This window comes from Paenibacillus planticolens (assembly GCF_013141725.1).
Taxonomy (GTDB): domain Bacteria; phylum Bacillota; class Bacilli; order Paenibacillales; family NBRC-103111; genus Paenibacillus_E; species Paenibacillus_E planticolens.
In genome coordinates, this window is the sequence record NZ_WHNZ01000015.1 from 419,904 (window position 1) to 444,319 (window position 24,416).

The following is a 24,416-nucleotide window of genomic DNA, read 5'->3' on the forward strand; positions in this document are numbered from 1 at the left end:
AAAGGAGCTAAGCGGCTAGTATGTGCTTAGCTCCTTTGCTTTTGGCGCTGATTGCTTCTTTCTTGAGATTGCTGCCAGCTTTGGTCCCGCAATTTTAAGGCATCGCTTCCTCCAGATCCATTGGCAGGTAAAGTTGTGGAAACTACAGGACGCTATTTGAGTTAGATGGGCTGCTTATTGGCTGCAGACGGAACTACGGGGTCTTATCTGCTATGAAAAACCCCTATTCCGGCAGAATGCGCAAAATAGGGGATCGTAGTTCTCTCTAACTTGCAGAAGTATCGACTTTTCGAATAATAAGGGATCGTAGTTCCTCTTCGCGCGGTACACATACTCCTTTTGGGACAGCATCGTCCATCTATCCTTTTTTCAATTGCTCCAAATCCAGAAAACCGTCTTCCTGGCTGTATGCCGGAACTCCGTGAATCCCTACATCCAAGCCCACGAGTTCTTCATCTCTGCTCACACGCAAAGGAACAATCAAATTAATAAGTTTCATAACGCCCCAGGTGAGGGCGAAACCCCAAATACAAACCGTAACAAGGCCTAACGCTTGAACGCCTAGCAGACCAAATCCGCCGCCATAGAATAACCCTGCGGTTCCTTCGCGGATGGCGTCAGGCTGTGCGAATAAGCCTACAGCCAATGTCCCGATGCTGCCGCTGATGCCATGAACCGGAAACGCGCCGACGGGATCGTCGATTTGTCTGGCTTCCAGCATCTCTGTTGCGTAGACCATCGCGATTCCGCACACGGCCCCGATGAAAATGGCGGCGGCATCGCTGACAAAAGCACAGCCGGCGGTAATGCCGACCAGACCTGCAAGTGCGCCGTTGATGACCATCGGCGGATCGGCTTTGCGGTAGCGCAGCATGGTAAACAAAATGCAGGTTGCGCTGCCTGCTGCTGCTGCCAGCATTGTTGTTACGGCAATATGGCCAATCGATGTATTGGTGGCGCTCAGTGTACTGCCGGAGTTGAAGCCGAACCAGCCAAACCAAAGAATGAAGGCTCCTACTGAGGCAAGCGGTAAATTAGAGGGAGGAACGATGTTGGCTGAACCGTTTGCGGAAAATTTGCCGATTCGTGGACCGATTATCATCGCAGCTGCAAGTGCCGAGAATCCGCCCAGGCCGTGAATGACAGCCGATCCGGCAAAATCAACCATGCCTAATTTCCCCAGCCAGCCACCTACGGCCCATACCCAGTGACCGGCAATCGGATAGATTAAACCTGTCATGGCAATTGTGTAGAGGATGTAAGCCCGGAAATTGATGCGTTCGGCAACGGCTCCGGATACGATCGAAATAACAGCGATAACGAAAGCGCATTGGAACAGCCAGTAGGTTTCATGTGAGATGTTCAAAACGATATGTGTCAAATCTCCTCCCATGAAGAAACCGCTCGTTCCTATGATCCCCCCAGCGTCTTTGCCGTACATAAGTGCAAAGCCGATAAAATAGAAAATAAGTGCTCCGAAAGCGATATCAACAAACACTTTCATAATGATGCTTACGGCATTTTTCTGTCTGACAAAGCCTGCTTCGAGTAACGCGAAGCCCCCCTCCATCAATAAAATCATGGCAGCGGTTAGAACCACCCATATGGTATCTAGACCGCTGGAAAGCTGTTGGATTTGATCCATTTGTAATCTCTCCTTATATTCGACGCGTTCTAATGGAACAATTATACGGTTCTGATGATAAAGATGTCAACGGAATACGTAAGAAAACATAACATATGAAGCTTAATGTTCGTATCCTCTAGAAACCATGTCAGTTATTCTGCTTGTGGCTTTTTAAAAACTCGGTCTCTAGACCGAGGGAGCCTTCAATCCCTCGTCTCTTTTCAATCTTGCTTGTATCTTATAGACTAGAAGTATCTTAACAACGATGTACACAAATGGAGGAAGAACGTATGAATCCGCATATGTTTCAACGCATGATTTGGGGGCTTGTCCTCGTGACGGCAGGTATCCTTTTTTTACTTAATCAACTGGGTTTCATCCATGTTGATCTTGCCTATATGTTTTCCACGTATTGGCCTGTCATTCTCATCTTTTATGGCCTCGTTGGATTCCTGTGGCAGCGGAAGTATCATTGGGGGGGCTCGATTTGGAGCTTGCTTGTCGCCGGTGTCGGAACGATCTTCCTTTTAAAGAATTTAAACTTGACCGATCGGTCTATAGGCGAAATGTTTAAAATTTTGGCTCCGGCTGCTTTAATTTTATTCGGTTTGAATGTGCTCTTCCGACCGGGTCGTAAAGAGTCTCCCGATTGGCTAGCGATGAAAGAAGCGAAAGATCAAGCAAGAAGAGAAAGACGGGAGGCAAGGAGGAAGGAACACGGGAGACATAGCAATCCGTGGGATTCCTCGAATTGGCATCCGCATACAGCAAAGGCGCCGTTCCCTAAGGAAAAAACAGAACAGGATCATTTCTCGGGAAATGAAACGAAGCATACACTTAGCGATGAGGAAAAAGAGGTACTGAAGGATATTCATGGCGAATTCCACACGAAGCATGCGGAGGAATGGCTCGGCTCTGAAGAGCCTGCTCCTAAGGCCCCGCGTGTTCGACTTGATAAGCAGGAACAGCCAAGAACACAGAACATGCATCACGGCCATCGATACGATGATTTCGTGCGAAATTTCGATTCCGGCGATGTGCTCCATCGGCACGGCTTTATCGGAGATGTGCATCTCGGTCAAGAAGCATGGGAATTAAAGCCGATTCAAATTTCACATTTTATTGGAGATTCTGTCATTGACTTGACCCGTGCGGCAATTCCGTTAGGTGAAACAACGATTCATGTCACGGCATTTATCGGCGATGTGAAAATTTTTATTCCGAACGATCTTGATGTGGAAGTACGCGTTATGGCCAGCTCTTTTATTGGAGACATGAAGGTGCTTGACCGGCGTGAGAGCGGATTCCTGCGCAGCGTGAGAACGCAAACCTCGCACTATGAAGAGGCAGACCGGAAGCTCGTTGTTACAACCAGCATGTTTATTGGTGACATCACAATCAAAAAGATAGGTTAAGGATGGAGCATGTACAAATTGCGAATGTTCAATATGAAGTGGCAGCTGCTGAATTACTTTCTGATATCGAGTATACTCACCGTCTCAAGTATTTTTATCGTGCTTGAGTACTACAGCCGGGAGCTTGCGTCATGGGAGTTCCGGATGTGGTTTCTCATTGCCATTTTAGCGCTCTGTCTAACCGTAGGATATGTAGCAACCAAGAGATGGCAGCGCAAGGTCGATGAGCTTCATGTGGCCATGCTTGAATTGTCCAAGGGGAACTTCTCCAGCCGCGTTGAGCTTGAGCCTGTAGAACCATTCATGTATTTATATGATGCTTTCAATAAAATGGCTGCCTCTGTTGAAGAGCGCGTTCAACTGCTGCAGAAATTAGGCGAGGCAGAGGCTATTCGCGATCAGGAGCTTACGGAAAATGCGGTGATGGAGGAAAGGCGCCGCCTGGCGCGCGACCTGCATGACACTGTCAGTCAAGAGCTGTTTGCTATTCATATGTCCGCCTCTTCTTTGCCGAAAATACTGGAAAGAAACCCTGATGCAGCTCCGACTGTGATGAATCAGCTCATTCAAATGTCGCATCATGCCCAGAAGCAGATGCGCGGTTTGATTTCGCAGCTTAGACCAATTGAATTAAACGATATGAGCTTACAAGAAGCCCTGGAGAAATGGTTTCCGGAATATTGCCGGACTCATGAACTGCAGGGCCAGCTTGATGTTTCGCTGCATGAAGCCATCTCGGAAGCGATCGAGCATCAGTTTTTCCTCATTATTCAAGAAGGTCTTGCGAATGTGGTCAAGCATGCTTCCGCCAAAGGAGTTCGGCTCGCGATCTACGAAAGAGAGCATCAATATGTGCTTCAGCTGCAGGATGACGGCCAAGGCTTCGAGCGAAGGGATATTCCGTCAGCCTCCCATGGCTTATCGACAATGAGAGAACGGGCGCAAAAGCTCGGCGGCGATGTGGAAATCGATAGTAAATTAGGATCAGGTACCCGCGTTCGGGTGCGCATTCCGCGTTTTACGGGACAGAACGGACTTGTCACAAAGGAGAAAGAGGGTAATGGCGATGAGTAACATAAAGGTAATGATTGTAGATGATCACGATATGGTCCGCGTAGGATTAAGGACATATATATCCATGGAACCGGGGCTGGAGGTTGTGGGCGAAGCAGGGAATGGTCAGGAGGCTTTCGACAAGTTAAACGGCGGCGAGTTGTCCCAAAAACTTCCGGATGTGATTTTGATGGATCTTACGATGCCCGTGCTTGACGGGATAGGGGCTACCAAACTCATATGCGGCAAGTTTCCGGAGATCCGAATCATCATGCTTACGAGTTTCTTGGAGGAAACGAAAGTGCTTGAGGCCGTGGAGTCGGGAGCAATCAGCTATATGCTGAAAACGGTCTCTTCCGAGCAATTGATTCATGCCATCCAGAGCGCGTACCGCGGCATGCCGGTGATGAACTCGGAAGTATCTTTGGCCTTAACGAGAGGTGTAAGACAGCGCAATGCGATGCCGGAGGAAGAGGGGCTGACTTCCCGCGAGAAGGAAGTGCTGCTTTTGATTGCGGAAGGCAAAAGCAACAAAGATATATCGGAGGAACTTTTTATTAGTATAAAAACAGTGAAAACGCATGTCAGCAATCTATTGATGAAGTGCGAGTTGGACGATCGTACACAGTTAGCTATTTTTGCACACCGTAAAGGTTGGGTTTGATGAAGTAGGAACCTGACACATAAAAACTACATTTTGGCACATTCTATGCGTACGGCAACTAATATGAGCGCTTAAGGAGTGTCAGAATGAAAACATTATCATCATCGTTAGAGCAAGTCAGAGAGTCCTTCGATAGTGTGCGTGACCACCTGCATGAGTTTGACTTTGCATTAGGGGGAAACTGGGATTACGATCATGGTTATTTCGACCGCCATTTAGATGAAGCGAATAAAGTTTGGCTTCGCATTCCCTTTCAAGTCATCACCGGCAGAATCGATGGCGATTCAGAGGCGACGGATGCCATTGTGGAAGTGGGTACGCCTTTTGTGCTGAAGCACGTTTATAATGAAGGGCTTGATCAAGGGGCGGAAGCGGAAACCTACGGAGCGATGATTGATCAGTTTCAAGCGCCGCTGGATCCGGATGCCGATGTGGAAGACAAATGGGTGAAAGAAGCCGCGGGATTGCTTAAAAAGGTTGAGCAAGCTTGGATTCAATAATATTGTCCTTTTTTTACCTCCATTTTATTGTTTTTTAATATTCGTTTAAGGTTGTGAGTGCATGATAGAACCATAGACAGCAAGACATTAGCCTACTAATGAAAATGCACATTATAACTTATTAAACAAGTGGAGGTAAGAAAGTATGGACGATAACAAAAAAGACTACAGCGACTTCTTCAAGTCGCAGAATAACAATAACGATTCTAACGATTCAACGAATGGTAAAGAAGCTGACCATCAAGAACCGCATGATCCTAATAAAGAAAGACCTTCCTACTATTATTCTTACGGACCTTATAAGTCGGCTTTTAACGAAAATCCCGAGCAGCAGGAAGCACTTACAACTTCCGCTTCAGGAGCAGAGGGAACATCCAGCGTTGAGGTCACGCCGCCGAAGAACTTGCGCCCTTTCAGTTTCGGTCCGGATGTAAGTTCGGGTCAAGGGCCTGGCCACTGGGATCCGCACGCTAAGAAACGTTCTTCCGTGAAAAGCGTTTTCGCTGCTTTCATGGCAGGCGCATTGGTCGTAAGTGCACTGATGTTCAGCGCTGACAAATTGAACTTGTTCACAGGCAACCAGCCGCTAGCCTCGGGCAGCTCGACTACAGCTTCGGCGAAGAGCTCGAACGGCGAGGTGAAAAATGTAGGATTAGACGTTGTCCGTCCAGGCAATATTGCCGCCATTGCTCAGAATGCCGGACCGGCTATCGTGAAGGTTGAATCTTTGGTGAAACCGAAGCAGTCCACGCGCGGCGGCAACTCGCTCTTCGATGATCCTTTCTTCCGTCAATTCTTCGGAGATAACGGCGGCGGTACGTCACCGAAGAGCGGCACGCAAGATTCGGGCAGCGGTGAGCTACAACCTGCGGGGATGGGAACCGGATTTATTTTCGAAAAAACCGGTTATATTTTAACAAATGAACATGTTGTCGATGGTGCGGATGAAGTTCAAATCACTGTCGAAGGCTATGATAAACCTTTCAAAGCCAAGCTGCTTGGCAACAGCTATGACTTAGACTTGGCGGTACTCAAAATTGAGGGAGACAAAGAATTTCCGATTCTACCTCTCGGTAAGGCAGAAGATGTTAGCGTTGGAGACTGGGTTGTCGCAATCGGTAACCCGTACGGGTTTGATCATACAGTAACGGTTGGCGTGTTGAGTGCGAAGGAACGTCCAATCTCCATTCCGGATACCAAAGGAACACGTGAATACAAACATTTGCTGCAAACGGACGCTTCCATTAACCCTGGTAACTCCGGCGGTCCTTTACTTAACTTGAATGGTGAAGTTATCGGTATTAATACAGCGGTAAGCTCCCAAGCGCAAGGTATCGGTTTCGCTATTCCGACGAGCACGATTTCATCGGTATTGGAAAACTTGAAAAATAACGTACAAATTCCAAAAGAGCCTGTTCCTTACCTAGGGGTTGGCTTGCAGGATATCGGTAAAGACTGGGTTAGCGAATTGAAGCTTTCGAATACGGATGGGGCATTAGTTGGCAGCGTTCAACGTAAAAGTCCTGCTTTCCAAGCCGGTCTGCGCCAATATGATGTGATCGTAGATCTTAACGGTACGAAGATCAAGAACTCTCAAGAGCTAATCACGAAAGTTCAAGCGACAAAAGTAGGCGATAAAGTAACGCTGGGCATCATCAGAGACGGCAAGCGCATGGAAGTGCCGCTTACGGTTGGAGACAAAAACGCACTGGCCGAAACACCCGCTCAATAATAAAAAACATCTGTAGAGATAAACAAAGGTTAGTACGTACGGTTACAAGGAAGTGGAGACCCGCGGGCTTGAAGCTTGCAGGCTCCGCTTCTTTTTGCTTGGATCGCTGATTTTGATACAATGAAGAGAATGAAGGGGGGCCAAACGATGCGCGAAAATATTATGGTTATCGACGATGATGAGAAAATTACCTCTATGCTGAGACGAGGCTTGGCTTTTGAAGGATATTCCGTTGAAACGGCTAGCAATGGCGCGGAGGGGCTTAAACAAATGCTAAGATCGGAGCCTAATTTGCTGATCTTGGATGTCATGATGCCTCACATTGACGGCTGGGAGGTTGTGCGCCGCGTTCGTGAAAGCGGAAGCGAGGTGCCGATTCTGATGCTGACGGCAAAAGATGAAATCAGCGACCGCGTCAAAGGCCTGGATCTCGGTGCCGACGATTATTTGGTCAAGCCCTTTGCGCTTGAGGAGCTTCTGGCAAGGGTGCGAGTTCTTCTGCGCCGGAGAACGGAGAGAACTGAACAGCCGACGAATCGACTGAGTTATGAAGATACGACACTTGATTTGGATACGCGCGAAGTTTTTCGTGACGATAAATTGATTGAATTGACTACGAAAGAATTCGATTTGCTGCACCTGTTTATGCAGAATCCGAAGCGGGTGCTCTCCCGCGATATTATTATGGAAAAAATATGGGGTTACGATTACAGCGGCGAATCCAACGTACTCGAGGTGTACATAGCGCTTCTGCGCCAAAAGACCGAAGAGTTCGGCCACAAACGATTGATTCAAACCGTCCGGGGAGCGGGTTACGTACTGAGAGGAGAATCCTGATATGTCGCTTCGTTTGCGGCTGACGCTCTGGTATTCGGGAGTTTTGGCACTGACTATGCTGCTTTTCGGAATCGTGTTGTACTTTTTCCTGAATTATTTTTTGTACGATCAGATCCGTCAAGACTTGAGAAGAGAAGCAGGGAATACCTCTTTGCGTATCCAGAAAAGCTTTGCCCTTTCACAGAAGGGGCTTGTCGTGGAATTGGAGCTGGAAAACAGAGATTTTTATTCTACGAATACGTTCCTGCAATTATATAATGTGAAGCTCAAAAGCTATAATCGCTCGGCAAACTTGCAATTTTACAATGTCTCTCTGCCCATTGAGAAACCTAGCATCGATAAATTAATGGTGGATGACAGCGGCTTTTTTCAAAAAGCAAAAGTATTAGGGCAAGATTTTCTCATCTATTATCAAGGAATCTATGATCAAACCAGCCAACTGATCGGAGTTCTGCAAGCCGCTGTACCCATAGGCAGTTATGAGAAAACGGCCGTTACCCTCCGCTATACGCTGATGGTCTGGGCACTGCTTACGATTATCGTTGCGGCTTCGCTGGGATGGTTCTTATCACGGAAGGCGCTCCAACCGATTGAACGCGTGATTGATGCTGCGAATCAAATTGGGAGCGGGGATGATTTGGAGAAGCGAATCGAGTACCAAGGACCGCTGGATGAAATCGGACGACTCACGCAAACGATTAACGGCATGCTTTCGCGTATCCAGATTACTTATCTTGAGTTGGACGAAGCGTACCGCGCACAGCGCAGATTCGTATCGGACGCTTCTCACGAGTTGAGAACACCGCTCACGACCATTCGGGGAAATGTGGATCTTCTGGAAAAAATGTGGAAGAAAACGTCTGGGACGGAGCTTGCTACCCCTGAACAGATGCAAATGTCACTGGAAGCAATGCATGATATTGCCGGGGAAGCCCAGCGGATGAGCAGGCTCGTAAACGACCTGCTGGCACTGGCTAGAGCGGACGCCGGTGTGATTATGGAGAAGAGTCCTGTCGAAATGCTGCCGCTCGTGCAGGAGGTTGTGAGAAGGGCTCAATTGCTGGATCATACGGCGGACTGGCAGGTGGGTGACCTCCAGGTTTTAGACCATGCCATTGTGCAAGGCAATCGAGATTATTTGCAGCAGCTGTTGTTCATTTTCATTGAGAATGCGTTCAAATATACGCCGAATGGGAACGTATCGTTGCACGTGTCCCGGACGGATACCTTTATCGGCATTCAAATCGCGGATACGGGGATCGGGATGGACAAGGAAGAGATTCCCCATATTTTCGACAGATTTTATCGCGCTGATTTATCCAGAGGGCTCACCGCGGGCACAGGACTAGGCCTTTCGATCGCTAAATGGATTATTGATGAACACGGCGGATCCGTTGAAGTGACTACACGGAAGGATGAGGGCAGTACATTTATGATATGGCTGCCGGCAAACTTTCCTCTACCTGTGTAATCCGCTATAATAAAAGGAAAACCGATGAAGCAGGCAGGTGGAAGGCATGGAAGTGGTTCGAATATCTCCAAGGGGCTATTGTTATGGCGTCGTAGACGCAATGGCACTAGCTATGCAGACAGCTAAAAATTTAAATCTTCCTAGACCTATCTATATATTAGGTATGATTGTGCATAATGCGCACGTCACAGAATTTTTCAAAGAAGAGGGAGTCATCACGCTTGATGGCGAAAACCGTCTTGAAATATTGGAACAAGTCGAAAAAGGAACCGTCATTTTCACCGCGCATGGCGTTTCCCCGGAGGTTAGACGTTTGGCAAGAGACAAAGGTTTGACGGTTGTCGACGCGACGTGCCCGGATGTTACAAAAACACATGATTTAATTCGCGAAAAAGTAGCAGATGGCTATGAAATTATCTATATTGGTAAGAAGGGGCATCCTGAGCCGGAAGGCGCAGTTGGTGTTGCTCCCGGCCTGGTGCACCTGATTGAAAAGGTTGAAGAGGCCGAACATCTGAATATCAAAGCTGAGCGAATCATTATTACGAATCAAACAACGATGAGCCAGTGGGACATCAGACATATTATGAATCGCTTATTAGAGCTGTTCCCTAAAGCGGAAATTCATAACGAAATCTGCCTTGCGACACAAGTGCGGCAAGAAGCAGTGGCTGAGCAGGCGAAGGAAGCTGACCTTGTGATTGTCGTTGGAGATCCCAAAAGCAATAATTCAAACCGCTTAGCGCAAGTTTCAGAGGAGATTGCCGGGGTGAGGGCGTATAGAGTAGGTGATGTAACCGAACTGAATCGCGAATGGTTAACCCATGTTCGCAAAGTTGGTGTGACATCCGGGGCATCAACGCCGACGCCGATTACCAAAGAAGTCATATCTTACCTAGAAAGTTACGATCCGAAAGATGAAACCACTTGGGCAGTTACACGTACTATTAATATGAAGAAGCTCATTCCGGCTGTTAAATCCAAAGCGGCTAGCAGTGAGTAATTCCTATTTATTTCACAGGGCGGGATTGTGACCAGCATGCAGAGCACTCAGAAGGTGAAAATGATGAAAACTCGCTACGATTGGAAAAGCAGCAAACGCTGGTTCAGGTACAAATATTTACTTCTTTTACGTGCCAAAGGCGGACCGTCTAAGGTAGCGCGCGGCTTTTCAATTGGTTTGGCAATAGAAATGTTTACCTTGCCTACAGCTGGGTTTGCTTTCGTTCTTATTTTTCCTTTGGTTTATTTGTTAAGAGCTAACTTGCCTGCGGCATTAATTGGGTTTGTATTCGGGAAAGTGATTTATATCCCGTTCTCCATTCTTAATAAACAGGTAGGAAGTTGGTTGGTACCTAAGCACGTTAAGTTTTATCTGATCCATCATTTGCCGCATATTCTCTCCAATATCATTAGAAGTGGTTTGGACTTGATTGTTGGCGGTATGGTGGTTGGAACCGTCCTAGGTATCATCGCCTATTTCCCGGTCGTGCTCTTCCTCAAATACCATACGAATCGCCGCAAAGAAAAACGCAGAATCCGCAAAGATCAACTTGTATCATCCAACACAGAAGAATAGCACATAAATTAACGCTTGACGAATCTTCGTCAAGCGTTGTATATTTACTTTAGTGATTAAAAGCGTAGAAGCGAACAAGCGTTGAAGTGATTAAGTGGAACAGCCCATATAAATAAGGAGCGTGTATATCATGATCGCCATTACATCCAACAGAACGTCTGATGAACGTATTCAAGAAATTGTACAGTTTATCGAGAAGCAAGGTGTGCAAGCTCATGTCTCCAAAGGAGAAGATCGCACAGTCATCGGAATTATCGGTAAAGCAGATCCCAAATTAGCAGAGCAGCTGCGCCAAATGACAGGAGTCGAACAAGTCGTGAAAATTTCAAAATCATACAAATTAGCAAGCCGTGACTTCCATCCGGCAGATACCGTTATCAAGATCAAAGGCGTAGAAATTGGCGGCGAGCAGCTTGTTGTTATGGGCGGACCTTGCGCCGTAGAAACGCCGGAGCAAATCGACGAAATCGCCCGTCTGGTCAAAGCGGCGGGGGGGCAAGTATTGCGCGGCGGCGCATTCAAGCCAAGAACAGGACCTTACAGCTTCCAAGGCGTCGGTGTTGAAGGTTTGATCATGATGGCGGAAGCCGGCAAAAAGCATGGACTTCTAACGATCACTGAAGTCATGACTCCTGAATATGTGGATGTGTGCGCGCAATACGCTGATATTCTGCAAGTAGGCACACGCAATATGCAAAACTTTGACCTGCTTCGCAAGCTGGGCACCATTCAAACGCCTGTCCTGCTCAAACGTGGATTCAGCTCTACTTACGATGAATTCCTAAATGCAGCGGAATATATTCTTGCCGGCGGGAACCCGAATGTCATGCTCTGTGAACGCGGAATCCGAACATTCGAAACTTACACGCGAAACACATTGGATTTATCTGCCATTCCTGTTCTTAAGCAGCTCAGCCATCTTCCGGTCATCTCGGATCCAAGTCATGGCACGGGCCGCAGAGAACTTGTTGTTCCGATGACGAAAGCTTCCGTAGCCGCAGGAGCGGACGGATTGATCATCGAAATGCACACGGACCCGGACAACTCCATGACTGGCGACGGCGTCCAGTCACTGTTCCCGGACCAATTCGCGAAATTGCTGGTTGATTTAGAGAAGCTTGCGCCATTGCTGGGCAAGAAGTTCGATACGGAAAAAGAAGCTATTTTGGCATAAAATTTCGTTCAAGGAAACGGGTTTCTTCTATAGAAGAACTCGTTTCCTTTATTTGTATATAAGAAAACAATGTGAACTAGTGTGAGCATAGCTTACACACCAATAAAAAATACCTGACATAAGTATTGACTGTGTAAGCTCAATCGCTATATAATATGTGCAAGATAACAACAAAAAGTTGAACATTAATCATGTAAAGTACGTTGAATGTACGGAAATGGGAGGGTTTTTTAAATGTCAGTTCAAAACGTGTTGAACCTTATCAAGGAAAAAAATATTGAGTGGGTAGATTTTCGTTTCGTAGGTCTTTCCGGTAAAGCGCAGCATATTTCTTTGCCTGCTTCTGAAGTAGACGAAGATACATTCGTAAACGGCGTAGCTTTTGACGGTTCCTCCATCCCAGGATTCCGTGGTATTGAACAATCTGACATGGTAATGATGCCAGATACGGAAACTGCGTATGTAGATCCTTTCACAGCTCATCCAACATTAATCATTATGAGCAACATCCACACACCTGAAGGCGAACGCTATGACCGCGATCCGCGCAGCATCGCTCAAAAAGCTGAAGAATATCTTCAAACAACAGGTGTAGGTACGACAGCATTCTTCGCGCCAGAATCCGAATTCTTCATCTTTGATGATGTTCGTTACGAAAATGGTATGAACAAGTCTTACTTCGAAGTTGACTCCGAAGAAGCAGGTTGGAACACAGGCCGCAAAGAAGAAGGCGGAAACCTTGCTTATAAAGTTCCGGTTAAAGGCGGTTACGTTCCAGTAGCTCCTATCGATTCTCAACAAGACATTCGTTCCGAAATGTGTAACAAGCTTGCCGATGCAGGCCTTCGTATTGAACGTCACCACCATGAAGTGGCTACAGCTGGTCAAGCTGAAATCAACTTCCGTTTTGACACATTGACTAAAACAGCAGACAACCTGCTCAAATACAAATATATCGTTGCTAACACTGCTAGAGAATATGGTAAAGTTGCAACTTTCATGCCTAAACCGCTGTTTGGCGACAATGGTAGCGGTATGCACGTTCACATGTCCATCTTCGACGGAAGCGAGCCTTTGTTCTACGAAAAAGGAGCATATGCGAACTTAAGCGAAATGGCGATCAACTACATTGGTGGTATTCTCTACCACGCTCCGGCTTTGATTGCAATCACAAACCCAAGCACAAACTCTTTCAAACGTTTGGTTCCTGGTTACGAAGCACCGGTTAACCTCGTATTCTCCAAAGGTAACCGTTCTGCAGCAGTTCGTATTCCAATCGCAGCAGTAACACCTAAAGGCTGCCGTATCGAGTTCCGTACTCCGGACAGCACAGCTAATCCATACCTTGCTTTCGCAGCAATGTTGATGGCTGGTCTTGACGGTATCAAAAAGAAAATTGATCCACGTGCACTTGGATACGGTCCTTTCGATAAAAACATCTATGAAATGTCAGATGCTGAGAAAGGTGAAATTCGCAGCGTTCCTGGCACACTGGATGAAGCTCTTGACGCTCTTGCAGCTGATTCCGACTTCTTGATTGAAGGCGGCGTATTCACACAAGATTTCATCGACAACTACATCGAATTGAAACGCGGCGAAGCTAAACAAGTTGCAATCCGCATTCACCCGCACGAGTACAACCTGTACTTCGACTGCTAATTCTTTAGCACTTATATCGTCATAATCATAGAACTGCTTCTGCCATGGTCATTCATGGTGGGAGTAGTTTTTTTCATTAATACTGAATATCTTTTAATAATAATTCTAAATAACGTTGGAAAATTTATGTATGTGAGGTATAATGAGAGCATTCAGCAATATTTCCAAACTCATAGCGGATAAGACAGAAAGGAAGATATGTATGAAAGTAACCCTTATCGCAGGAAGCAACCACCAGGCGGCAACAAGTACAAAACTTGTCGAATATATCAAGCATTTGGTAATTTCGCAGGGACATGAAGCAACTTTGATTGATCTGCACCAAACGCCGGTTCCTTTCTATTCACCGGATGATGCGCATGGAGGTCTTGAGGCGCTGGAGAATTTGAAGCGTGCGATGCATGAGGCCGATGGCATTGTGCTCGCTACACCGGAGTATCACAGCGGAATCTCGGGGGTTCTGAAGAATGCGCTTGATCATCTCGGGCAAGATTATTTTAACAACAAAGCTGTACTTTCCGTAAGTTCATCGGGCGGTGCCGTAGCTGTAAGCTCGCTAACCCAGCTGCAAACAATCGTTCGAAACCTTCACGGCATCAATTGCCCGGAGTGGGTTTCGATTGGCGGCGATCAGCGGAAAAGCTTTCAAACCGGAATAGCCTACAGCGATATTCATCCTGATGTCGATAAACGCGTTCGACGTGTCGTAAATGGATTCCTTGATTTGACAGCAGCCTTGTCCGTTCGACAATAGGTTGTTCGACAATAACGTATTTAAATTTACATTTTTATAGATGAGCAATGCAAAGTGTTCCTGACGCTTTGTGTTGCTCTTTTTTTTGTTATCTGCTAGAATTACGACATTCAATTGTTAACCAAAACAACAAAAACGAAGTTGACAATTAGTTTTTAGAAAAGGGGGATTTTTGTGTCAATGTCCTATGAACGGCTTGCTGCCTTAAACAAGTCACACGTTTGGCATCCTTTTACACAAATGAAAGACTATAACAACGAGGATCCTCTCATCATTGAGCGCGGCGAAGGCGTTAAACTCTATGACGTCCAGGCACGAGCTTATTATGACGGTTTTTCCTCGGTTTGGCTGAATGTACATGGACACAATGTGCCCGAGCTTAATCGGGCGATTACGAACCAGTTGGAGCTTGTGGCTCACTCAACGCTGCTAGGCATGGCGAATATTCCAGCCATTGAGCTTGCTGAGCAGTTGGCCAGAATCACGCCGAATGGATTGAACAAAGTGTTTTATTCGGATTCAGGAGCAACCGGGGTTGAGATTGCCATCAAAATGGCGTTCCAATATTGGCATAATCAAGGTGCGCGTGGTAAAAAGTCGTTTGTTACGATGAATCAGGCGTATCACGGAGATACGGTTGGGGCCGTTAGCGTCGGTGCGATCCCGCTGTATCATGAGGTGTTTCGTCCCTTGCTGTTCCAGTCGCACACCATCCCTTATCCCTATGCGTATCGCCATGAAGGAGGGGCGGAAGGTGCCAAGGAGGCAACCTTACATGCGTTGAGAGATTTGCTCGAGGCACGGGCGGACGAGATTGCTGCCCTGATCGTAGAGCCGATTGTCCAAGGGGCCAGTGGGATTATCGTGATGCCGGAGGGCTGCTTGCGCGAGATGGCTGAGCTTTGCCGTAAGCATCATGTCCTGTTTATCGCCGACGAGGTGGCGACGGGCTTCGGCCGGACGGGGGAGATGTTCGCTTGTGATTTGGAAGGCGTACAGCCGGATTTGATGGTGGTCGGAAAAGGGTTGACCGGCGGCTATTTGCCTGTGGCAGCGACGCTGGCGACGGACGAGATTTATAATGCCTTTTATGCGGATTATAGCGAGCAGAAGACATTTTTCCATGGACATTCTTATACGGGGAATCCGCTCGGATGTGCGGTCGCTTTGGCCAGCTTGAGGCTTTTTGAGGAGCGGAGCATGTTGGAGGGCGTGCGTGCTAAGGCGTTAAGTATTCAAAATCGACTTGAGCCCCTTAAGGACAGACCGCATGTCGGTGAAATCAGGCAAAAAGGACTGATGATCGGCATTGAGCTCGTCCGTAATAAAGATACGCGGGAGCCGTACGAGTGGGCAGAGCGGGTAGGCGTTCGGGCGAGTCAGCGGGCAAGAGAGCTGGGCATGCTGACCAGGCCGCTCGGCAATGTGATAGTTTTCATTCCGCCGTTAGCCAGCACGGAGTCTGAGCTCGCGGAGATGACGGATATTTTGGCCCAATCGATTGTTCACGTCACGGAAGGATGCGTCCTACGATGAACATCGTTCAAGCAGAACCGATACGAGGTCTGTTCATTACGGGCACGGATACTGGCGTCGGCAAGACGATGGTGACGGCAGCGTTAACAGCGGCTCTTCGCGCAGAAGGGTGGGAGGCAGGCGTTTGGAAGCCTGTGCAGTCAGGCGCAAGCCTGGGCAGCGGAGCAACCGATGCCGAACGGCTGCTGGAGCTAACGGAAATCAATGAGCGGCCGGAAACGGTAGCGCCATATACGTTTGAAGCGCCACTGGCTCCCATGCTTGCTGCTAAGCTTGCCGGCGCAACCTTAACGCTGCAGGAGTTGATCGCCGCAGGCAAACCGCTTGTTGAGCGATACGAAGCGCTGCTCGTAGAGGGCGCAGGCGGTGCTGCCGTTCCGCTGAGCGATGACGCCTTGATTGTGGATTTGATCGCGGAGCTCCGAATTCCTGCACTTATTGTGGCGCGTTCCGGTCTAGGTACGATTAACCATACCATTCTGACGGCAGCCTTTCTCAGGCACTATGGAATCCCCATAGCCGGCGTCATTCTTAATGACGGCGAAGGCCCGGATTCTCCGGACGATCCGAGCGTTGCCACCAATGCGGAACTTATCGAGCAGTACGGCGGTCTTAATGTCCTAGGGCGTTTCCCGCGCTTGCCTGCAGACGTGCAGAGGGAATTTTTAATACATACGGTTCGGCAATCCATACAACTTGAACCCATAAAACAAGCGTTAAAGCTAAACCGCAATTAACGCCAAGGAGGAGAACATGAACACCATTTCAACCCAAAGGGATTGGCATTTGTTAGCTCAAAAAGCATTACAGGGGGAGTGTTTGACCATCGAGGAGGGGCTGGCTGTACTTGAAGCCGACAACGATGAAGTGCTCCCGCTGCTGCAGGCCGCCTTTCAAGTCAGAAAACATTACTACGGCAAAAGAGTCAAACTGAACATGATTATTAATGCGAAAAGCGGGCTCTGCCCGGAGGACTGCGGCTACTGCTCGCAATCGATCGTCTCAACGGCGCCAGTTCAGAAATACACGCTGCTTGATAAAGATACGCTGCTTGCCGGAGCTCGCGAGGCGTTGGCGCGCAAAGCCGGAACCTACTGCATCGTAGCGGCTGGGAAAGGCCCGACAGACAAGGAGCTCGAGCAAGTGGTGGACGCGGTAAAAGAAATCCGCGAGACGATGCCGCTCAAAATATGCGCCTGCCTGGGTATTTTGAAAGATGAGCAAGCACAGCGGCTTGCAGATGCCGGCGTTCATCGATATAACCATAATCTCAATACGAGTAAAGCGAATTACCCATCGATTACGACAACCCATACCTATGACCAGCGTGTTGAGACTGTAGAAAAAGTAAAAACATACGGAATGTCACCTTGCTCCGGCGTCATTATCGGCATGGGTGAAACCAATCAAGAAATCGTAGAAATGGCCTATGCGCTGCGCGAGCTGGACAGTGATTCCATTCCGGTTAATTTCCTGAATGCCATCCCGGGAACGCCTTTGGAGCATGCAGGCCGCACGCCCGCGATGAAAGCTCTAAAAGTGCTGGCTTTATTCCGTTTCATCTGTCCGTCCAAAGAAATCCGCGTTGCGGGAGGCCGCGAAGTGAATCTTCGTACATTGCAGCCCATGTCACTGTATGCGGCGAATTCGCTTTTTGTCGGTGATTACCTGACAACGGCCGGTCAAGCGGTCGGTGTGGATCACCAAATCATCGAAGATATGGGCTTTGAAATTGAACTTAACGCTCTGTAAGGTGGTGCCGGCAATGAATACGATGTCAGCTTTGACATGGATGGAACGGGAGCTTGCTTCATTGGAAGAAGCTTCGCTCAGGCGATCCCTCCGCACAAACAGCGCGGTTCCAGGGTCACCGGGGCGCATGGTTCGCGGAACAGGACCCAACAACCTGCTTAATTTGTCCGCCAACGACTATCTTGGACTATCCCAGCATCCCGCTATCGTCGAGGCGATGCGGGACACTCTGCTTAAGGAAGGCGCGGGAGCTGGAGCCTCCCGTCTCGTGACAGGCAACCGGATGGCTTATTCCTTCCTTGAAGAGGCTATTGCCGAATGGCAGAGCTGCGAAGCGGCGCTTGTTTTCGCCAATGGTTATATGGCGAACGCCGGAGTTATTCGTGCCGTAGTCGGCCGTGACGATGTGGTGTTTAGCGATCAGCTTAACCATGCCAGCATCGTAGATGGCATTCTGATGAGCCGGGCGGAGCTGGCCCGGTATCGGCACAATGATATGGAGCATTTGGGAGCGCTGCTGCATAAGCACCGCGATAAAAGGCGAAAGCTGATCGTGACCGATGCCGTTTTCTCCATGGACGGAGATCAAGCCAGACTGCGCGAGCTTGCGCTGCTCAAGCGCGAGTACGGAGCGATGCTGATGGTGGACGAAGCTCACAGCGGAGGGATTTATGGCGGACGGGGAGAGGGATTATGCCACCTACTTGGGATCAAGGATGAAGTGGACATTCATATGGGAACGTTCAGCAAAGCCTTCGGCGTCTACGGAGCTTATGTGTGCGGCAGTCGAACCCTCGCCGATTTCCTCGTAAATAAGGCTCGGCCGCTTATTTATTCGACGGCGATGCCGCCTGCGCTGCTCGCAGGCATTGCTCAAGCTTTAGTACTGGTGCAGCAGGAGCACTGGCGGCGTGATCGGCTAGAATCGGCTGTCCGTTTTTTTCGAGATTCGCTGCTAAGCTTAGGTTTTCAGATCCCAGCAGGCGATTCCCCCATCGTTCCGATTACGATCGGCGATAATGAGACCGCACTGCGTTTCAGCGCCGCGCTGGAAGAGAAAGGCATCGCAGCGGTCGCCATCCGACCGCCGACGGTGCCGGCGGGAACTGCGCGCATACGCTTTTCGTTATCCGCCATCCATACGGATGAGGAACTGCGGGATGCGATTGCATGCATTCGCGAGGCAGGGCTGCAGCTTGGAGTGATTAGGCGATGAGCGCAACAAGAAGTGGAACGATTTTATGGCTGCCTGGGTGGAGCATGTCCTCTGTAGTTTTCGAACAGCTTCGGGAGGAGCTGCCCGATTATCATCATGTGCTCATCGATTTCAGCGATGCCGAATCACCGGATGACATCATGATGCTAACGGAAGCAGCGGTTGCAAAATGTTTGGCAAATTCGGGAGAACACCGTCCTCTCTTCATTGGAGGCTGGTCGCTCGGCGGATTGCTGGCGCTGGGATTAGCGGCTAAAGGCTTGACGGATGGCCTCATCTTGTTTGCGGCTACGGCCCGGTTTATCCGTTCGAAGGACGAGGGAGAGTTGGGTCAACCGGATGCCTACGTCAGACAGATGATGAGAGCAGTCATGCAAGATTCGGCAGCAGTCGAAATCAAATTTCGACAGCGTCTGTGGACAGAATCGGAGCGGAGTGCAGGGATATGCGACATGTTTCCTCCCATAGGCAGCTGGACAATGCCGGCGCTGCTTGCGGGTCTTCATATTTTGAGGAATGAAGAAGTAAGTTCTGTACTTTCGAAGATCGTCTGCCCGGTATTTCTGGTCCACGGCATGGAGGATGAGATTTGCCCGTATAAAGGAGCGAAGGAGCTTGCAGATGGGCTGCCACAAGCCCAATTGCTTTCTATCCCCGATTGCGGGCATGTACCGTTCCTGGGAAGAGAGAAGGAGATCGCAGAGAAAGTGAGGCGCTGGTGGCATGAACAGCAGTATGGAGGTTAAGCGTCAATTTAACCGCAGCTCCTCGGGATCTTATGATCGGCACGCGGATGTTCAGCGAATAATGGCGGATCAGTTGGCAGCTAAGCTCGGCGAGACAAAGGGCGAAGGAGGCCGCACGTCTGTATGCGACATTCTGGAAATTGGCTGCGGAACGGGAAATCTGACAAGCAGGCTGGTTGACATATGGCCTGAAGCGGCGATTACCGCTTTGGACATTGCTCCCGGGATGCTTCGGGCGGCGGAACAGCGGCTCGATCAGCAAGCTGGTTATGAAATACGCTTCATCCAAGGTGATGTAGAGGAATGGTCAGCTGCTGCACAGACGGCTTCATTCGATCTGATCGTCTCCAGCGCTTGCTTTCAATGGCTGAAGCATCCGGTACAAACGCTTCAGCAACTGCGGCGGCTGCTTCGCCCAGGCGGTTCGTTGGTGTTTACGACCTTTGGGCCGGAAACATTTGGTGAGCTTCACGAGTCCTTCAGGGAAGTGTATCAAAGCAGGGGACAGCAGCCGCAGCGGCACGGTCTGTCTTTTCAATCCAAGGTTCAATGGAGGAGAATGCTCGCAGACTCAGGTTTTGCGCACATTGAAGAGCAATCCTCTTTTCACGTTGAAACGTACCCGACGCCAAGGGATTTTTTGCTTGCTGTCAAGGCAATGGGCGCCAGCACCTCGGAAGCTGAGGCTGTGCCCGGCTTAAGCAAGCGGCGGCTGTTTGCCGGCATGTACGAAGTGTACGAGGCGAAGTTTAGCGTACCAGGAGGCATTTTTGCAACCTATGAGCTTTTGTTGATGCAAGGAGTAGCTCCTAATCAGGATAGAGGATCGGACGGGTTCTGATGATCTTAAGGCAACGTTCTCAATAGTAGGTCCAAAGGGCTATCATTCTTGTTTTGCTTTATTTACAATTCATGGTAACCTACTAGAAAAGACGGAGTTTTCGTCAGTCAGAAGGAAGGAGGGCTGAAGCGATGGGGATTGAGCCGATTTCGGATCATTTGCAGGAGCATTTACGCATCCTTTTCGTGGGATATAACCCTAGTATTCGGTCCGGCGAAACCGGCCATCACTATGCGAATCCGAACAATCGGTTTTATCGTATTTTGCATCAGGCAGGATTAACGCCACGGCTTTACAAGCCTCAAGAAGATCAAGATTTACTTGAACTTGGATATGGGTTTACGAACATCGTGGCGAGACCCTCGCTAACGGCTGCTGAAATTACACCTGAGGAATATCGGGAAGGCCGCTTGATTTTAAAGGGGAAAATTCAGAAGTATCGACCGCGGGTTGTATGTTTTGTGGGCAAAGGAGTTTACGAGCAGTACAGCGGACGAAGAGGCATGCAGTGGGGCAGCCAGCAGAAGCCTCTCGTAGAGGGTGTTGTCGAGTATGTTTGCCCGTCTTCCAGCGGGCTCGTTCGGATGAAACTGGAGGAAATGGTCGCTATCTATCGCGGGATCAAGTCATTTATCGGGATGGAGATGGAAAAAGAATGAATATACCGTGGCTGCATTGGGCTAAAGAAATTCAAGCGATCAGTCAAGCAGGGCTCGCATACGGCGAGAACGGCTACGATTTGGAACGCTACGAGGCGCTTCGCAAGATCAGCGTGGAGATGATGAGTTACTTCACAGACACACCGATTGACAAAGTGACCGAATTATTCGCTAGCGACAAGGGATACCAGACGCCGAAGGTCGATGTTCGGGCCGTTGTCCTGCAGGAGAACAAGCTGCTGCTTGTGAAGGAAAAGATCGACGGCGCCTGGGCATTGCCGGGGGGATGGGCGGACATTGGCCTTACACCGACCGAAGTCGCCATCAAAGAGACTCGCGAGGAAGCCGGATACGACGTCAAGCCGGTTCGTTTGCTGGCGGTTCTGGATAAGAAGCGCCACGCCCATCCTCCTTCCCCCAACCATACATACAAGATATTCATCTTGTGTGAGCTGACGGGCGGGGAGGCGCTGGAAGCCGGCTTGGAAACGACGGAGGTCGGCTTCTTCGGTGCAGACGAGCTGCCGCCTCTTTCGATCGAGCGGAACACTGTGGAACAAGTGCAGAGCATGTTTGAGCTTGCGAGCGGCCCGGCTTCTCACGTGCTGTTGGATTAACACGCGACGTCTCAGCTGGCACATCGGGGGATCGGGGTCCAATTCATCGAAGACAAGTTCAGAAATGAAAGCCTAGCCATTATTCGTGAAAATAATGGCTATTTTTCGCTGGAGCCGAACGGAAAAACACCGATCGGCTCATACGCCGGCGACCGGCCCAAGTGGCTCCGGTAGAGGACGATGTCCTCTACCCGCCACGCGGGCTGGCCGCCCGTTGGCGCGCCTGCCGCTAGGGCGGCGCGCGAGAACGGACCCGCCGCAGCGCGGTATCGGCGGGCCAGCGTGAGATGCGGCCGATAGGGGCGAGCCTCGGCCGGAAAGCCATGGCGGGCGCAGGCGCCCGCGACCTCGCGCTGCAGCGCAGCCAGCGCGTCCAGGTCGCCGGCGACGCCCGCCCACAGCACCGACGGCGCCGCCGGAGGTCCGAACACGCCAAGCCCTTCGGCGTGCAAGGTCAGCGGCAGCGCCGCTGCAGCAAGCTGGCGAAGCTCGTCCGCCAGCGCATCCGCTGTCTCGGCGGACGTGTCGCCGAGGAAGCATAACGTAACGTGGACGTCCTGCGGATGCGTCCACTTTTGAAAGGGCAGCGCCTCGCGAAGGCTGCCCGTCCATAAGGCGAGCGCCCGCCTGGACTCCGGCGGAAGCTGGATGCCGACAAACAGCCGATAATTGACCGGTGGTGATGAAAGCGTTTTTGTCGAATGGTCGGAAGGATGCATGGAAATGAGGACTCCTTTATGACTTTTTTTGACCGGTGTAAGGGTGATGGTTTGCTGCTTTAACTAGCATTGCCAACTAAGGTTTTACTTGATGCATGGGGAGAATATTGCTATCATAGCCATAATACAAAAGCAAAGGTGTGGTCATTCATGGGAAATCGGGCCTATAACTTTAACGCAGGGCCTGCGGCATTACCGCTAGAAGTTTTGCAGAAAGCGCAAGAGGAACTTGTCGAATTTAAAGGCATCGGCATGTCGATCATGGAAATTTCGCATCGCAGCGCAGAATACGAGCAAGTACATAATGAAACGCAGCAATTATTGAAACAAATTTTCGGGATTCCGGATGGCTATCAAGTCCAGTTCCTGCAAGGCGGAGCAAGCTCCCAATTCGCAATGATTCCTCTAAATTTCTTAAAGCCGGGCAAAGTGGGCAGCTATGTGCTGACAGGCGCTTGGGCGGAGAAAGCGGTACAGGAAGCAAGTCTGTTCGGGGAAGTGGCGATTGCAGCCTCCTCCAAAGAAAATAAATTCATGAAAATTCCGGATCTCAGCGAGATTAACATTCACCCGGATTCCGCTTACCTGCACTTGACGTCCAACGAGACAATCGAAGGCGCTCAATTCCAAAGTTATCCGGATACAGGCAATGTGCCGCTCATTGGGGATATGTCCAGCGATATTTTGAGCCGTCCAGTTGACGTTTCGAAGTTCGGCATGATTTATGCCGGCGCTCAAAAAAATCTCGGTCCTTCCGGTGTGACGGTTGTCATTGTCAAAGAAGACCTTCTGCAGGATCTGCCGAAAACAATCCCGACGATGCTTCGTTATGAAATTCACAGCAAAAACAATTCCCTGTACAATACGCCGCCTGTGTACTCCATCTATATGGTGAACCTCGTGCTGAAATGGATTCAGGAGCAAGGCGGACTAGCTGTTATCGAGAAAAACAATCTGGAGAAATCAGGCTTGATCTACAGCGCAATTGATGGAAGCGGAGGCTTCTACCGCGGTCCTGTTGATAAAGGCAGCCGTTCTGCGATGAATATTACTTTCCGTTTGCAGGATGAAGAGCTGGAGAAGAAGTTCATCAAGGAAACCGAAGCGAACGGGTTTGTCGGGTTGAAAGGTCATCGCAGCGTAGGCGGCTTGAGAGCATCTACCTACAATGCGGTTCCTTACGCGTCCTGCAAAGCGCTCGCAGATTTCATGATTGATTTCCAAAAACGCAACGGTTAACATCGAATCGAATACCTGTTCATGAGCTATTCATGGCACCCTCGTGTGCGCGTGAGTAGCTTTTTTTTGTTGCGGGTTAGAATGGTCGGTTGTTCGTTTACAATGTCTTAATAGGGCTTCTGAGACCGTTTGAGAGGCTTTTTTGCATGGGGGGGAGACTCTAAATCTAGTAGTGCGGTTATGGAAATTATTGGCCTTGTTCCTTTCGACAAATGTGAAAATTTCAAGTCTAAAATGAAAATTTTTTTTCAAATCCTCGCGAGGCGCGTCCTGCCTGGGTTTGGCTATTTTGGGCCCAGAAATGTGTCATAAGACACGTTGACAAACACAATATATTGATATAAATTTGAATCTATCAACTAGATGTCGTGGGAAAAAGCGAATTGCACAGAATCTTGACTCGCCCTTAAAATACCGCGAAATGCGGCGTAAAACCCTGATTTACCGCCTGATTTCAACCGTTTTCCCACGTGTGATGAACTGTTTATTTTGTCGATGGAACGGTGGATTTACTACATATGGATAGACGGTAAGATTTATATTACACACTACATATGGTTTGTTTCATTTAAGAGAAACACAAGAACGAGAATAGCTTAATGAACGATAGAAATGTTAGGAGACGG

The 24,416-nt window shown here is 49.2% G+C and carries 23 protein-coding genes; 21 read left to right on the forward strand and 2 right to left on the reverse strand.

Translation table 11 applies throughout. From position 1 onward, the window contains the following. Positions 1-358: 358 nt before the first annotated feature. Positions 359-1,645 (reverse strand): ammonium transporter, encoded by a 1,287-nt coding sequence (locus GC097_RS08055; protein ID WP_171682783.1) that lies wholly within the window; start codon positions 1,643-1,645, stop codon positions 359-361. Positions 1,646-1,917: 272 nt separating this feature from the next. Between GC097_RS08055 and liaF the strand changes: the two genes are divergently transcribed. From liaF to GC097_RS08155, 20 genes are all read left to right on the forward strand, one after another. Next, positions 1,918-3,042 carry a cell wall-active antibiotics response protein LiaF gene (gene liaF, locus GC097_RS08060; RefSeq protein ID WP_171682784.1) on the forward strand — a complete coding sequence of 375 codons (1,125 nt, stop codon included), beginning with the start codon at positions 1,918-1,920 and terminating at the stop codon, positions 3,040-3,042. A 9-nt stretch (positions 3,043-3,051) separates the two neighbouring features. Further along, the gene (locus GC097_RS08065) at positions 3,052-4,116 is read left to right on the forward strand and encodes a sensor histidine kinase (RefSeq protein ID WP_171682785.1); all 1,065 of its coding nucleotides are present in this window, start codon (positions 3,052-3,054) and stop codon (positions 4,114-4,116) included. After that, positions 4,109-4,759, forward strand: a complete 651-nt coding sequence (locus GC097_RS08070) for a response regulator (protein WP_171682786.1) — start codon at positions 4,109-4,111, stop codon at positions 4,757-4,759. Before GC097_RS08065 ends, GC097_RS08070 begins: the two co-directional genes overlap by 8 nt. An 86-nt stretch (positions 4,760-4,845) precedes the next feature. Next, positions 4,846-5,259 carry a YugN family protein gene (locus tag GC097_RS08075; RefSeq protein WP_171682787.1) on the forward strand — a complete coding sequence of 138 codons (414 nt, stop codon included), beginning with the start codon at positions 4,846-4,848 and terminating at the stop codon, positions 5,257-5,259. Positions 5,260-5,404: 145 nt separating this feature from the next. Continuing rightward, entirely contained in the window at positions 5,405-6,991 is a 1,587-nt protein-coding gene (locus GC097_RS08080) for a S1C family serine protease (protein ID WP_171682788.1), read from the forward strand. Between the two features lie 147 nt (positions 6,992-7,138). After that, entirely contained in the window at positions 7,139-7,828 is a 690-nt protein-coding gene (locus GC097_RS08085) for a response regulator transcription factor (RefSeq protein ID WP_171682789.1), read from the forward strand. A 1-nt stretch (position 7,829) separates the two neighbouring features. After that, the gene (locus GC097_RS08090) at positions 7,830-9,299 is read left to right on the forward strand and encodes a sensor histidine kinase (protein WP_171682790.1); all 1,470 of its coding nucleotides are present in this window, start codon (positions 7,830-7,832) and stop codon (positions 9,297-9,299) included. Positions 9,300-9,345: 46 nt separating this feature from the next. Next, positions 9,346-10,302 (forward strand): 4-hydroxy-3-methylbut-2-enyl diphosphate reductase, encoded by a 957-nt coding sequence (locus GC097_RS08095; RefSeq protein ID WP_171682791.1) that lies wholly within the window; start codon positions 9,346-9,348, stop codon positions 10,300-10,302. A gap of 60 nt (positions 10,303-10,362) precedes the next feature. Further along, positions 10,363-10,878, forward strand: coding sequence for a DUF2062 domain-containing protein (locus tag GC097_RS08100; protein WP_246294070.1), 516 nt, complete (start codon positions 10,363-10,365; stop codon positions 10,876-10,878). 130 nt (positions 10,879-11,008) lie between these two features. Continuing rightward, complete coding sequence (gene aroF, locus GC097_RS08105) at positions 11,009-12,052, forward strand: 3-deoxy-7-phosphoheptulonate synthase (RefSeq protein ID WP_171682792.1); 1,044 nt, start codon at positions 11,009-11,011, stop codon at positions 12,050-12,052. A gap of 234 nt (positions 12,053-12,286) precedes the next feature. Next, on the forward strand, positions 12,287-13,711 hold the full coding sequence (gene glnA, locus GC097_RS08110; protein ID WP_171682793.1) for a type I glutamate--ammonia ligase: 1,425 nt from the start codon (positions 12,287-12,289) through the stop codon (positions 13,709-13,711). A gap of 202 nt (positions 13,712-13,913) precedes the next feature. Beyond that, complete coding sequence (locus tag GC097_RS08115; protein ID WP_171682794.1) at positions 13,914-14,465, forward strand: NADPH-dependent FMN reductase; 552 nt, start codon at positions 13,914-13,916, stop codon at positions 14,463-14,465. Between the two features lie 180 nt (positions 14,466-14,645). Next, positions 14,646-16,001 (forward strand): adenosylmethionine--8-amino-7-oxononanoate transaminase, encoded by a 1,356-nt coding sequence (gene bioA / locus GC097_RS08120; protein ID WP_171682897.1) that lies wholly within the window; start codon positions 14,646-14,648, stop codon positions 15,999-16,001. Next, on the forward strand, positions 15,998-16,738 hold the full coding sequence (bioD, locus tag GC097_RS08125; RefSeq protein WP_171682795.1) for a dethiobiotin synthase: 741 nt from the start codon (positions 15,998-16,000) through the stop codon (positions 16,736-16,738). The genes bioA and bioD overlap by 4 nt, the downstream gene beginning before the upstream one ends. A gap of 16 nt (positions 16,739-16,754) precedes the next feature. Beyond that, entirely contained in the window at positions 16,755-17,753 is a 999-nt protein-coding gene (gene bioB, locus GC097_RS08130) for a biotin synthase BioB (RefSeq protein ID WP_171682796.1), read from the forward strand. 13 nt (positions 17,754-17,766) lie between these two features. After that, positions 17,767-18,969, forward strand: coding sequence for an 8-amino-7-oxononanoate synthase (bioF, locus tag GC097_RS08135; RefSeq protein ID WP_246294040.1), 1,203 nt, complete (start codon positions 17,767-17,769; stop codon positions 18,967-18,969). After that, a complete protein-coding gene (locus tag GC097_RS08140; RefSeq protein ID WP_171682797.1) occupies positions 18,966-19,715 on the forward strand; it encodes an alpha/beta fold hydrolase in 750 nt (249 codons plus the stop codon). Before bioF ends, GC097_RS08140 begins: the two co-directional genes overlap by 4 nt. Continuing rightward, positions 19,693-20,556 carry a malonyl-ACP O-methyltransferase BioC gene (bioC, locus tag GC097_RS08145; protein ID WP_171682798.1) on the forward strand — a complete coding sequence of 288 codons (864 nt, stop codon included), beginning with the start codon at positions 19,693-19,695 and terminating at the stop codon, positions 20,554-20,556. The genes GC097_RS08140 and bioC overlap by 23 nt, the downstream gene beginning before the upstream one ends. 137 nt (positions 20,557-20,693) lie before the next feature. Continuing rightward, positions 20,694-21,215 carry a G/U mismatch-specific DNA glycosylase gene (gene mug / locus GC097_RS08150; RefSeq protein ID WP_171682899.1) on the forward strand — a complete coding sequence of 174 codons (522 nt, stop codon included), beginning with the start codon at positions 20,694-20,696 and terminating at the stop codon, positions 21,213-21,215. Beyond that, the gene (locus tag GC097_RS08155; protein ID WP_171682799.1) at positions 21,212-21,832 is read left to right on the forward strand and encodes an NUDIX hydrolase; all 621 of its coding nucleotides are present in this window, start codon (positions 21,212-21,214) and stop codon (positions 21,830-21,832) included. Before mug ends, GC097_RS08155 begins: the two co-directional genes overlap by 4 nt. Positions 21,833-21,930: 98 nt before the next feature. On the opposite strand, the gene thpR is transcribed toward GC097_RS08155, so the two are convergent. Beyond that, a complete protein-coding gene (gene thpR, locus GC097_RS08160) occupies positions 21,931-22,551 on the reverse strand; it encodes an RNA 2',3'-cyclic phosphodiesterase (RefSeq protein ID WP_171682800.1) in 621 nt (206 codons plus the stop codon). A gap of 150 nt (positions 22,552-22,701) precedes the next feature. On the opposite strand from thpR, the gene serC reads away from it, so the two are divergent. Beyond that, positions 22,702-23,790, forward strand: a complete 1,089-nt coding sequence (serC, locus tag GC097_RS08165) for a 3-phosphoserine/phosphohydroxythreonine transaminase (protein WP_171682801.1) — start codon at positions 22,702-22,704, stop codon at positions 23,788-23,790. The last annotated feature ends 626 nt before the right edge of the window (positions 23,791-24,416 follow it).